Origin of the sequence: Streptomyces sp. MS191 (assembly GCF_008042125.1) — a bacterium.
Lineage (GTDB): Bacteria > Actinomycetota > Actinomycetes > Streptomycetales > Streptomycetaceae > Streptomyces.
On record NZ_RDBI01000034.1, the window covers coordinates 14,905 to 26,864 of the forward strand.

Below are 11,960 nucleotides of genomic sequence, written 5' to 3' on the forward strand. Positions count from 1 at the left end.
CGCCCATCCCACCCTGCGCGGCGTGCTCCTCGAACGCCCTCAGGTACTCGCGGCGGCGCGTGCCCACCTTGCCGCCACCGGTGTCGGCGAGCGGTGCGGATACCGGGCGGGAGACTTCGCGGACGTACCCGCGGACGGCGACGTCCGCCCATCCCACCCTGCGCGGCGTGCTCCTCGAACGCCCTCAGGTACTCGCGGCGGCGCGTGCCCACCTTGCCGCCACCGGTGTCGGCGAGCGGTGCGGATACCGGGCGGGAGACTTCGCGGACGTACCCGCGGACGGCGACGTCTACATCCTCTCCCGGGTCCTGCACGACTGGGACGACGACCGCTGCCGGAGCATCCTGCGGCACTGCGCCGACGCCATGCCCCGGCACGCGGACCTCCTCATCGTCGAACGCCTCCTTCCGGCCGACGCCGCACCCTCGCTCGCCACCGCGTGGGACCTCCACATGATGTGCAACACCGGAGGACGCGAGCGGACGGCCGACCACTACGCCCGGCTGCTCGAAGACCACGGCCTCGAACTCGCCGGCCACACCCCGCTCGCCCTGGGCGCCCACGCCCTCCACGCCCGCCGGCCCTGAGGCGCCGGCCCACCCGGAGGGGGCTCCGGCGGCCTCGGACGATCGGGTGCCCGGACCGGGCGACGCCCCCTCCAGGCAACCGACTCGACGACGGCGAGACCCACTTGTCGGTGTGGGACCACACCGACCACCACTCCGGCAGGAAGGTCGGCTTCACCGTGCCGATGGTGAGGAGTCGCTGAGGGCTCGTCGGCCCGGCTTCGGGCCGGGGCGGGAGCGGGCGACTCGCTGAACTCGGTGCCGCAGGGCCGCTCATGGGCGCCGCCGTGCAGCAGGGACGCGGTCCTGTACCGGAGAACGGCGCCCACGACCCGGGCCGGGACCGGTGGCAGACCACCGGTCCCGGCCCTCCACGGGTGCCGGCCGGTTACATCGGCTCGGGGAAGATGTCGCTCATGCTCCAGGCGACGCTGAAGCAGGGAGGGAGGGAACAGGCCTCCGGCTCGGTGTCCAGGGTCTGGAGCGCGAGGATCTGACTCATGGATGCTCACCACCTTTTCTCGGGTTGTGTCGGTCGGTGACTGCAACACCTGGGCACGGAGTCGCTTGCCGCCGTGCCCAGGGGTTCATGGGGCGCCCGCCCGGTGCCGTCAGTGGACTGCGGGGATCCGGGGACGCGCAGGGTGGCGCTCCGTCAGGAGCGGTCCGGCCAGCAGGCGGTGGAGCGCCAGCAGAACACCGGCGCCGCCACTGGACAGGTCGGCGGTGAACCGCTGCGAACCCGCTCCGAGGAAGCGGACACCGCGCCGGTACGGGACGGCGTACTTCAGCAGGCCGGTCGCGGCGCGCACGGCGTCCCCGCGGGCCGCGTCCGTGCCGGTGAGCTCGGCGTGCCCGGTCAGGCACCAGGTCAGTCCGGCCAGACCCCGGTACAGGCCGGCCTCCTTGGTGACGCAGGAGACCCGGATGCCCGCCACCAGCCTCGGCAGCGCCGCGGCGCAGCGTTCGTCCGGCGCGGTGGCCACGTAGTGGGTGAGCACCGCCGCGACGCCGGCCGCGCCCGTGGCCAGGTACGGCATGGCACGGGTGAGCCGCGTGTCGTCGGAGATGGACAGGGCGCCGTCGTCCAGCGGGAAGGTCCGGTCCAGCTCGTGGTGGAGCAGCATGCGGCCCGCCTCCAGGTAGCGGGCCTCGTCGGTGTCGCGGGCCAGGCGGTGGAGGAAGAGGGCGAGTCCCGAACGGCCGTGCAGCAGGCCGCGGGCGTCGTGCTCGCCGAGGGTGGCCGACAGGTCGGGGGTGCGCAGCAGGCGCTCCCCGGCCGCGGCGGCCCGCTCCAGATGGCTGCTCTCCCCGGTCAGCCGGTGCAGCGCGAGCCAGCCCAGGCCGACCCCGGCCCGCCCGCCGGCCAGCGTGCCGCAGGAGGCGGTGAGCGCGTGGTCGTCGGCGTCCCGGAGCAGGTCGACGGCCTCGTCCAGCAGGCCGAGGCCGGCCAGTACCCGTGCGACGCCGGCCGAGCCGACGAGCAGCCCGGGGGGCAGCGCGTCGCGCTGCGCCAGCGTGTCGCGGCGCAGCCGTTCGCGGATCTCCTCCGGCACCGCGGCCCCGGCGCGATGCAGGGCGTGCACCACCCCGGCCGTGCCGTAGGCCAGGCACACGTTGTTGGTCCGGAACGCCTCGGGCGAGGGCGGGAAGGCCCACTCCGGGCGGTCGGCGTCAGCCATCTCCAGCAGCCCCGCGGCCACTTCCTCCGCCAGCCGGGTGAGGCCGCCGCGCGGATCGGTGTCCGGCTCGGCGGGGGAGGGCAGGCCGTCGGGATCGTCCTGGTCCTGCGTCCGGTCATCCGTCCGGTCCTCCGTCGGACGGAAGGCGGTCGCCCGCTGCCACAGGTCCTGCGGAGGAGCCACGTCCGCCAGGTCGCGGCGCAGCAGTACGAGGTTGGCGGGCGCGTGTTGGGCGATCTCGTTGAACGGCGCCAGGAAGGCGAAGGCGACTGCCGACATGCCGTACCGGTCGTGCAGCAGCGGATCGGGGTCGGCCCGGAGCACGCCGGGCGGCGGCGTGAACCCCGGAGTGCCCATCCCGGAGGGTGCCTCGGTCAGGGCCGAGGCCGCCTCGAAGTCGACCAGCCGGACCCCGCCCGACGGCAGGACCATGACGTTGCCCAGGCTGAGGTCGCCGAACCGGTAGCCGGCGGCGTGCAGCCGCTCCAGCGAGGCGTCCAGTGCGGCCAGCAGCTGCCGGCACGCCGCGTAGTACGCGGCGACGGACTCGGCCGTGCGGTCGGCGCGGGCCAGCGGGGAGGACCTGCTCAGCCAGCCCACCAGCGGCTGTCCGGCAACGTGCTCGGTGACGAGGAAGTCGTGTTCCCACTCCGTGAAGTGGTCCAGCGGCTCCGGGCCCACCCCGGGGGCGGCCTCGTGCAGTTCGCGCAGCACGCCGTACTCGTGCCGCAGCCGCTGCTGCGCGTCCGTCCCGTCGAAGACCAGGCCGTTGTGGGCCCGAGCCTCCTTGACGAATACGGTGCGGCCGGTCCGCCGGTCCCGGGCCTGGTAGGTGCCGCCGGCGTTGCTCAGGCGCACCGCGCGGGTCACCTCGTAGTCGCGGATCAGGATCGGGCCCACGTGCGGCCGCTCCTCCTGCTCGACGAAGGGGTCCGCGATCCCCTCGGGCAGGTGAAAGGCGGGCAGCCGCAGGTCCGCGACCTCGCGGCCGGAGCCGTCGCGGACCAGCCCTTCCCGGGTGCCGTCGGCGCGCAGCCGGCTGCGGGCACCGAAGGCGCCGTAGCGGTAGTGGACCGTCCGCGAGTCGCGAAAGCGCCGGTCGGTGAGGACGTACGGTCCCTCCTCCCCGTCGAGCGCGTCGCGCAGGCGTTCCAGCAGTCGGCGGGCGGTCGCCGTGTCCGGCGGGTAGACGGCGCAGAACTTGCCCGACTGGGCCCGCCCGGCGTGTTTGTGATGGAGGAACAGGAAGAAGAGCCGGGCGCTCAGGTGCTTGAACGGCACGCCTTCGGAGAAGCAGATCCCGGCGACCGTGTCGAGCACGTGCTGCGCCCGGTCCAGCCGCGCCGACACGTGGATCTTCCAGCCCTGCGCGGCGAGCCCGGTCCGTGGGCTTCCCCAGACCGTCCAGATGCCCTGGGCGGCGCCGCGCAGGCCCGGCGGCACGTCGCCGGGAGCGAAGCGCGGCCCGGGGTCGGCCACGCTGGGCAGCGGCAGGAAGTACTCCCGGTCCGCGAGCGCTTCACCGAAGCCTTCGAGCACGGATTCTCCTCGCAGGGGGGTCGTGGGCGGCCATGACGGCTGTGCCGGACGCTAGGACCTGCGGGTATGGAAGCGGTTCGTCACCGGCATACGACCGGTATCGGGCAGGGTCGCCCGCGACGAGGTGACGGACGCGTGTCGCTCATGGCGGCCGGCCGCTTGCACGGTGCGCCCGGCGCGGAAGCTGTCGTCGGCAGGTAACAGCCCTCCCGGGCAACGGACTTCACTGCTCTGGAAGAACTCCGGTTGCCGGTCGTGGCGCCCCGGGGACCGTACTCGTGCCCGGAGTTCTGTTTCCCCTGCGGCGTAGGCGTTGGTGACGGACCTCCGGCGGTCGTGGAACGAGCGCGTGCACTCGAACGCCGGAAGCCGAAGGGTCCTCTCTCTAGATACGTGACTGCCAGTTCCGTTATTGTCCGCGTCACGCCGGACGGCACTGACCGCTGAACCGCACGGCCGCGCCGCGGCCTTGACCTGTCGACGCCGCGATCCCCACCCACTCCGAGGGAGCCGCCATGCCCGCGCTTGACCACCAGGACCACGTGATCGTCCTCGAGCCCGGAGACGGCGAGAACCGCTTCCACCCCGGCGGCCGCGCGCCCTGGTGACCGCCGCCACGGGGAAAGCCACCGCTCCAGGGCAGGGAGGACGCCCGGTGACCAGGTCGCAGAGCCCACGGATCATTCGGATCATCCGTACCCGGGCGGCGACCGGGTCGGTGCGGTGCGCGGTCGGCAAGGAGGGATCAGCGACCGGTCGACCACCACCGAGCCACCCGAGCCATCCGAGCCATCCGAGCCATCCGAGCCATCCGAGTCGCACGAGCCGAGCCGCCCTCAGCCACGGCCGATCCTCCCGGGCCGCACCCGACAACGTACGGAGACCGCCATGACCCACCCGCACGCCCCCCGCCTTCATCATCGTCCACGGCCTCACCGCCCGGGCGTGGCCTTCGCCCTGGTCAACGGATCGGCCTTCGCCCTGCACGTGCTGCTCGCCTGCTCCGCAGCCGAGTTGATGGCCACCCGCGTCTGGGGGGAGACCACCATCGGCGTGCTGGCCCTGCTCTTCCAGGGCTCCCTGCTGGTGTGGACGGCGGCACGGTACGACCGCCGCGCGGACGGACGCCCGGCTCCGCAGGAGGACGGGGAGGAGAGCAGATGAGCCCGCTGATCCTGCCGGCCGCGACCGGCGCCCTCGACAGCGACACACAGGTCTTCGTCCTGGTGGGCTTTCTGGCGCTCGTCATCCCCATCCTGTTCGTCTGCGTCCTCAGCGGCCCCGAGAGAGACCGGATCAACGACTTCTACACAGCGGGCCGCAGGCTGAAGCCCCTGCGCGGGGCCCTCGTCCTGTCCGGCGTCTACCTGCCCGCGGCCGTGGTGCTCGGCACCACGGGAAGTGTCGCGGTCTTCGGCTACGACGGGCTGTTCGTCGCCCTGTGCACCGTGCTGTCACTCGGCGTGCTCCTGCTGCTGGCTGGTCCCCTGCGCGAGCACGCCGGCTACACGCTGGGCGACACGTTCGCCCTGCGGGCTCCCGGGCCGGGGGCGAGGATCGCGGCCGCCGTCGTGACCTTGAGCGTGTGCGTCCCGGTTCTGGTCGTGCAGCTCTCCGGCGCGGGCGTGACCACCACGGCGCTGCTGGGAGTGACCGGGCCCGGACCCGAGAAGACGGCCATCGTCATGATCGGCGCACTGGTCGTCTGCGCCACGGTGTTCGGCGGCATGCGCGGCGCGGTCGTCATTCAGCTGATGAAGACGTTGGTACTGCTCGGCGCCGCCCTGACGGTGGCAGCGGTACTGCTCCATCGCTTTCACTGGAGCGCCGATGCCTTGATCGACGCCGCCGGACAGGGCAGCGGCCGGCCCGCCGGCTACCTGCGTCCCGGCCTCCGCTTCGCCGCGAGCAACGACCTCGAGGGCACACTCGACTTCATCGGCCTGGTGATCACCGTCGTGCTGGGAGTGGCGTGCCTGCCGCACGTCGCCATGCAACTCGGCACGGCTTCCGACGGGGCCACCGCGCGACGCACGGTGCGGCACACGATCGGCATCGTCGGCGCGTTCTGCATCGCCGTTGCGTTGATGGGCTTCGCGGGCGCGGCGTTGGTCGGCGCACCGGCGATCCTGACCGCGGACCCCGGCGCCAACAGCACCCTGCTGCTGCTCACCGGCGAACTGGCGGGCGGCTCCTCGACCCACACGAACGGGGCCCTGCTCGTCGTCCTGGTGTCCTGTGCCGTGTTCCTCACCACGCTGGCCGCCGTGGCGAGCATCACCCTGGCGGCCGCGGGGGCGATCGCCCACGACCTGTACACGCAGGCCCTGCGCCGTGGGCGCACGACCGAGGGCCGGGAGGTGGCGGCCGCCCGCCTGGCGTCTGCCGGGGTCGGAATCCTGAGCATCCTGCTGGCCGTCTGGGTGCAGGGATGGAACGTCCTGTTCCTGACGACGCTGTCCCTGGCGGTGGCTGCCTCCTGCCTGCTTCCGGCGCTGGTGTACTCCCTCTTCTGGAGCGGCTACACCCGATCCGGGCTGCTCTGGACGCTGTACGGGGGCCTGGGCTGCACCGGCGGACTCCAGGTCTCCAGCCCCGTCTTCTCAGGCACCCCCTCGGCGCTCTTCCCGGAGTGGCACCTCGACTGGTTCCCGCTGGAGACGGTCGTCCTCGTGTCGATTCCCGCCGGCTTTCTGTTCGGCTGGCTGGGCAGCGTCGTGGGAAGGCAGGACGGGAAAGGCGGGCAAGGCGGTTCGGGACGGCCGAGGACTCGACGGGAACCTCAGGTCACGGAGCACGACCGGTCCGCGTGACCTCACGGCAGTCGGCGCCCGCGATCCAGCGCCGCCCCGGTCGCGGCGGGGCTAGAGGTCTCCGGCCACCTGAACCTTCCCGCCCAGTGAGCCCAGGCCGCGAGGACCACGAAGACGGCTGCCAGCCCGCCCAGCACCATGACGGTGGAGGGCGAGGAACGGTCGAGGACGGCTCCTCCGACCAGGGCCCCGATGGAGATGGTGGCCTGGAAGGAGGCGGTGAACAGGACGGAGGACGCCTCGGGGGAGTCGGGGGCGGCCTTCGAGAACCACGTCTGGGAGCAGACCGGGACGGCGCCGTAGGCGGCGCCCCACACGACGAGCAGCGCCACCGCGCCGGCGTCCGACCGCCCGAGGACGGGCAGGAGCAGGATCGCGGCCGCGATCAGGGCCGCCGCCGTGGCGAAGGTGGACCGCGGATGGCGTCCCACCGTGGATCCGCCGAGGAAGTTGCCGGCGACTCCGGCCGCTCCGTAGATGAGCAGGTAGACCGTGACGAGACCCGAACCGACGTGGGTGATCTGCTCCAGGAACGGGGTGATGTACGTGTACGTGCCGAAGTGGGCGAGCACGACGAGGAAGGTCATGACCAGGGCGAAGCGGGTGTTGACCCTCCGGAGCATGCCGCCGAGGACATCGAGGCGCGTCGCCTGGTCCGAAGGGAGGGGCGGGACGACTGCGAGAAGCAGCACGAGGACGGCCAGCGTGAAGCCGCCCATGACGAGGAACGCCGTCCGCCATCCCGCGATGTCACCGATGAACGTGCCCAGCGGCACTCCGAGTACGGAGCCGAGCGGTACGGCGGAGAAGATCACCGAGGTCGCGCGCCCCACGGACGCCGCGGGAACCAGCTGACCGGCGAGTCCGGCCCCGATGGACCAGAAGCCGCCGATGGTGACGCCCACCATGACGCGGGAGATCAGGACCAGCCAGTAGCTCGACGCGGCGGAGGCAAGGAAGTTGGCCAGCGACAGCAGAAGGAGGAACACGCCCAGCATGACCCGCCGGTCGACACGTCCTGTGGCCACCGTGACCACCGGGGCCGAGACCGCGGCGAGGAATCCCGGCATGGTCATCATCAGACCAGCCATTCCGTCCGAAATGGTGAAACTCGATCCGATCGACGTGAGGAGGCCGATCGGAAGAATTTCGGTCGTGACGATGGAGAAGATTCCCAGCATGACCGAAATGACGGCCAGCCAGGAGACGAAAGGCGAGCGGTCAGGCGATGCGGGAGATCGGACAGAAGGGGCGGTTGCTGTGGACATGAATCCCGTCCTGAGTTTGACATCACTGGAGAGTGCGACCTCCAGTGCAGCAGGACCGGGCACCACCTTCTGGCAGAATCCCGACGTCAACAACCGACCCCGTCAACGCTGATGCATCTCACTGCCGTTCCAGGGTGAGGACGGATCGGCGATGGCCGTCATCCAGTCGGGAACCGTCTCACGACCAGACCAGTCGGCCTTCGGTGAACCGACAGACCCGGTGACTTCCATCGGCGATCCTCGTCAGCGTCTCCGCCACGGAGTCGAAATACCGGGCCATCGATGCGTACTCGCCTGTGACCGTGGGCTCACCCACGAACCATCTGCCGACGCGCCCGTCCCTCACATCGACGAACTTTCCCATCCAGCCGTCCTGGTCCGACAGGAACGGGATCCACTCGTTACGCCAGAACGGGTTGTCAGGCCGGTCCGGAGGGTCGAATCCACCGGGCATGGATCGGTTCGCGTAGAGCCTCTCCATCGCCCGGATGCCCAGAAAGAAGCTTCCCTCGTCGGGGAACCCGTCGAAGCCGCAGCACGCCACGTCGTCGTCGACGTCTTCCTCCGGCAGATCCAGACTGTTCTGCAACAGCCACGTCCGCAGGTCCCCGTGCAGGGAGACACCCATCCGTTCCTCGGCTGCCGCGAGCATCTGCTCCGTGGCGGGCCCTGGCAGATCCGCGTGATCGGCCGGCGCGTGCTCCCGAAGAAGACTCATCACACACGACCAACTCCCGGCCACACTCATCGCCCTCTGCCCTCTGCCCTCTCCACCGGGATGCCTCCGTCCGACGTGACCCCTGCGGAGGTTGGGAAGTGCCGGCCGGAGAACCTTGCAGGGATGGTACTTCGAGCGTGCGTTCCATCCCTCCCCACGACCATCTTCCGCCCCGAAGCGCGGGGCCGGTCCCGCTCGTCCGCGCTTCGAGCTCGTCGGAGGAGTATCTCGACACCTCCTCCTTGGGAAGGGTCGTGCGCTCCAAGAAGGCGCCTGACCCGGGCAAAAGCCCAGGTCAGGCGCCTCTCTGTGTACCCCTAGAAGAACCCGAGCCTCTTCGGCGAGTAGCTCACCAGCAGGTTCTTCGTCTGCTGGTAGTGGTCGAGCATCATCTTGTGCGTCTCGCGGCCGATGCCCGACTGCTTGTAGCCGCCGAACGCCGCGTGTGCCGGATAGGCGTGGTAGCAGTTCGTCCAGACGCGGCCCGCCTGGATCGCGCGACCCGCGCGGTACGCGGTGTTGGCGTCGCGCGTCCACACGCCCGCGCCGAGGCCGTAGAGCGTGTCGTTCGCCGTGGCGATCGCGTCGTCGAAGTCCGTGAAGGAGGTGACCGCGACGACCGGGCCGAAGATCTCCTCCTGGAAGACCCGCATGCGGTTGTCGCCCTCGAAGATCGTCGGCTGCACGTAGTAGCCGCCCGCCAGCTCGCCGTCGTACTCGACTCGGCTGCCGCCGGTGAGGATCTTGGCGCCCTCCTGCTGGCCGATGTCCAGGTACGAAAGGATCTTCTGGAGCTGGTCGTTGGAGGCCTGGGCGCCGATCATCGTGTCGGTGTCCAGGGGGTGGCCGGGCACGATCTTCTCCGTGCGGACGACCGCCGCCTCCAGGAACTCGCCGTAGTGGCCGCGCTGGACCAGGGCCCGGGACGGGCAGGTGCACACCTCGCCCTGGTTGAGCGCGAACATGGTGAAGCCTTCGAGGGCCTTGTCGCGGAAGTCGTCGTCCGCCGCCCACACGTCGTCGAAGAAGATGTTCGGCGACTTGCCGCCCAGCTCCAGCGTCACCGGCTTGATGTTCTCCGAGGCGTACTGCATGATCAGCCGCCCCGTCGTGGTCTCCCCGGTGAAGGCGATCTTCGCGACGCGCGGCGAGGACGCCAGCGGCTTGCCCGCCTCCGCGCCGAAGCCGTTGACGATGTTGACCACGCCCGGCGGCAGCAGGTCCGCGATCAGGCTCATCCAGAAGTGGACGGACACCGGGGTCTGTTCGGCCGGCTTCAGGACCAGCGCGTTGCCGGCCGCCAGCGCCGGGGCCAGCTTCCAGACCGCCATCAGGATCGGGAAGTTCCACGGGATGATCTGTGCCACCACGCCGAGCGGCTCGTGGAAGTGGTACGCGACGGTGTCGTCGTCGATCTCGCTCAGGGCGCCCTCCTGGCCGCGCAGCGCCCCCGCGAAGTAGCGGAAGTGGTCGACGGCGAGCGGGATGTCCGCAGCCAGCGTCTCGCGTACCGGCTTGCCGTTCTCCCAGCTCTCGGCGACCGCCAGTTCCTCCAGGTGCGCCTCCATCCGGTCGGCGATCCGCAGCAGGACGTTGGACCGCTCGGTCGGGGACGTACGGCCCCACGCCGGGGCCGCCGCGTGGGCCGCGTCCAGGGCCCGCTCGACGTCCTCGGCGGTGCCGCGCGCGACCTCGGTGAAGGGACGGCCGTCGACCGGGCTCGGGTTCTCGAAGTACCGGCCGAGGGCCGGGGCGACGAACTCACCGCCGATCCAGTGGTCGTAGCGGGACTGGTACGACATGATCGCGCCCTCGGTACCGGGTGCGGCGTAACGGGTCATGGACAGGGCCTCCCTCGGACCGCGCCGGCCGTCCCTGGCCGGCGCTCACCGCCGAGTCTGGGGACCCCCACGTTGCAACCGCGTTGCGCCGCCGACGGGGACGCCCGCGAGGCCGGCCGGGCCCGCCAGGCCGTCCGCGCCTCGGGAGAGTTCCTCGTCCAGCGCGGTCAGCCGGGCCAGTACGGGCGGTCGCTGCGCCGCCGGAACCGCCGCCGACAGGGCCCGCCACATCTCCACGTCGTCCTCGCCCCAGGCGCTGTACGTCCAGTCGGCGAGCAGCGCCGGGTCGCCGCGGTCCAGCAGCGCCGCCCGCAGCCGGTCCGTCAGCCGCTCCCGCAGCCGTACGACCCCGGGCGCGTGGGAGCCGGGCAGCAGCGGCCCCGCGTACTCGCCGAGCGCCGCCGCGAGCGCGCCCGAACGCAGCCGCCGGTCCACCGTCGCGAAGTCCGCGTCCACCGCCGCCGCCAGCCGGTAGGGGCGGGAACGCAGCAGCTCCGGGCCGAGCAGCCCCCGCAGCCGCGACAGTTCGGCGCGCAGCGTGACCGGGGTGATCGACTCGTCCTCGTACAGCCGCACCAGGAGTTCGTCCCCGCTCACTCCCTCCGGGTGGTGGGCGAGCACCACCAGGATCTCGCTGTGCCGGCGGCTCAGCCGCACTCTGCGGCCCGCCGTCGTCAGCACCGCCTCGTCCCGGCCGAGCGCGGCGAGCCGGATCCGGTCCGCCGCCGGAGCGGGTCCCGCCAGCGCCAGCTGGGACTCCGCGGCCCGCGCCACCGCCTGCACGAACGCCAGGCTGTGCGGATGGCCCAGCCGGTCCCCACCGGTGATGTCCACCGCGCCCAGCAGGCGCCCGGTGTGCGGGTCGTGCACGGGAGCGGCGGCGCAGGTCCACGCCTGCACCGGCCGCTGGAAGTGCTCGGCGGTGAACACCTGCACCGGACGGTCCACGGCGATCGCGGTCCCCGGCGCGTTCGTCCCGGCCGCCGACTCCGACCAGCGGGCGCCGGCGACGAAGTTCATCGCCCGGGCCCGGCGCAGCGTCCCCGGGTGCCCCTCCACCCACAGCATCCGGCCCGACGCGTCGCAGACCGCCAGCAGGTGCTCCCCGTCCGTCGCGTACGCCCCCATCAGCTCCCGGATCACCGGCATCGCGGCGGCCAGCGGATGGCCCTCCCGGTGTCCGGCGAGCTCCTCGTCGTCCAGCTCGACGCCGGCGAGTCCGTCCGGGCTGACCCGGGCCCGCGCCGAGCGGCGCCAGGACTCGGCGACGAGTGGCCGCACCGGCGGGAGCTCCATCCGGCCGCGCGTCGTGAACGCCTCGTGCGCCCTGCGCACCGCTCCGGCGTCCGGTTCCGCCGCCACCCACGCATCGCTCAACTCGGCCTCCCCGGTGAGGTCGTCGGTCCCGTGCCGTCATCGTGGTCGGTGCGGGGGCCGCCCACAAGCGTCCGGACGCCCCGGCATATGCGCCCTGACCGGACCGCACCCCCGGTGCCCCGCACCGACCACGATGACGGCACGGGACCGACGACC

Annotated in this window: 9 protein-coding genes and 1 pseudogene; 5 read left to right on the top strand and 5 right to left on the bottom strand. The window is 72.0% G+C overall.

Annotated features, from left to right (window positions below):
• The first annotated feature begins 80 nt into the window (after positions 1-80).
• Complete coding sequence (locus tag EAO71_RS04350; protein WP_410093951.1) at positions 81-587, top strand: methyltransferase; 507 nt, start codon at positions 81-83, stop codon at positions 585-587.
• Positions 588-1,177: 590 nt separating this feature from the next.
• On the opposite strand, the gene lanKC is transcribed toward EAO71_RS04350, so the two are convergent.
• Complete coding sequence (gene lanKC / locus EAO71_RS04355) at positions 1,178-3,787, bottom strand: class III lanthionine synthetase LanKC (RefSeq protein ID WP_147976441.1); 2,610 nt, start codon at positions 3,785-3,787, stop codon at positions 1,178-1,180.
• 515 nt (positions 3,788-4,302) lie between these two features.
• Here lanKC and EAO71_RS39895 point away from each other — a divergent pair.
• The 3 genes and pseudogenes from EAO71_RS39895 to EAO71_RS04365 form a co-directional block, all read left to right on the top strand.
• Positions 4,303-4,427, top strand: a pseudogene (locus tag EAO71_RS39895) (enoyl-CoA hydratase/isomerase family protein); the annotation flags it as partial.
• Positions 4,428-4,732: 305 nt separating this feature from the next.
• Positions 4,733-4,951 (top strand): hypothetical protein, encoded by a 219-nt coding sequence (locus tag EAO71_RS04360; protein ID WP_261991994.1) that lies wholly within the window; start codon positions 4,733-4,735, stop codon positions 4,949-4,951.
• The gene (locus EAO71_RS04365) at positions 4,948-6,600 is read left to right on the top strand and encodes a sodium/solute symporter (RefSeq protein WP_147976442.1); all 1,653 of its coding nucleotides are present in this window, start codon (positions 4,948-4,950) and stop codon (positions 6,598-6,600) included. Before EAO71_RS04360 ends, EAO71_RS04365 begins: the two co-directional genes overlap by 4 nt.
• A gap of 2 nt (positions 6,601-6,602) precedes the next feature.
• Here EAO71_RS04365 and EAO71_RS04370 read toward each other — a convergent pair whose 3' ends face one another.
• Positions 6,603-7,781, bottom strand: a complete 1,179-nt coding sequence (locus EAO71_RS04370; RefSeq protein ID WP_261991995.1) for an MFS transporter — start codon at positions 7,779-7,781, stop codon at positions 6,603-6,605.
• On the opposite strand from EAO71_RS04370, the gene EAO71_RS38530 reads away from it, so the two are divergent.
• On the top strand, positions 7,669-7,980 hold the full coding sequence (locus tag EAO71_RS38530) for a hypothetical protein (protein WP_261992002.1): 312 nt from the start codon (positions 7,669-7,671) through the stop codon (positions 7,978-7,980). The genes EAO71_RS04370 and EAO71_RS38530 overlap by 113 nt on opposite strands.
• Before the next feature lie 66 nt (positions 7,981-8,046).
• On the opposite strand, the gene EAO71_RS04375 is transcribed toward EAO71_RS38530, so the two are convergent.
• From EAO71_RS04375 to EAO71_RS04385, 3 genes are all read right to left on the bottom strand, one after another.
• The gene (locus tag EAO71_RS04375; protein WP_261992001.1) at positions 8,047-8,586 is read right to left on the bottom strand and encodes an SMI1/KNR4 family protein; all 540 of its coding nucleotides are present in this window, start codon (positions 8,584-8,586) and stop codon (positions 8,047-8,049) included.
• Positions 8,587-8,903: 317 nt separating this feature from the next.
• A complete protein-coding gene (gene exaC / locus EAO71_RS04380) occupies positions 8,904-10,427 on the bottom strand; it encodes an acetaldehyde dehydrogenase ExaC (RefSeq protein WP_147976445.1) in 1,524 nt (507 codons plus the stop codon).
• 45 nt (positions 10,428-10,472) lie between these two features.
• Entirely contained in the window at positions 10,473-11,804 is a 1,332-nt protein-coding gene (locus EAO71_RS04385; protein ID WP_261991996.1) for a GAF domain-containing protein, read from the bottom strand.
• Positions 11,805-11,960 lie beyond the last annotated feature (156 nt).

What these genes read in the sequence shown, in the direction of transcription:
- EAO71_RS04365 (WP_147976442.1), top strand. Translation starts at nt 4,948, where the DNA reads ATGAGCCCGCTGATCCTGCCGGCCGCGACCGGCGCCCTCGACAGCGAC.
- EAO71_RS38530 (WP_261992002.1), top strand. Translation starts at nt 7,669, where the DNA reads ATGGTCATCATCAGACCAGCCATTCCGTCCGAAATGGTGAAACTCGAT.
- EAO71_RS04370 (WP_261991995.1), bottom strand. Translation starts at nt 7,781, where the DNA reads ATGCTGGGAATCTTCTCCATCGTCACGACCGAAATTCTTCCGATCGGC.
- EAO71_RS04375 (WP_261992001.1), bottom strand. Translation starts at nt 8,586, where the DNA reads ATGAGTCTTCTTCGGGAGCACGCGCCGGCCGATCACGCGGATCTGCCA.
- exaC (WP_147976445.1), bottom strand. Translation starts at nt 10,427, where the DNA reads ATGACCCGTTACGCCGCACCCGGTACCGAGGGCGCGATCATGTCGTAC.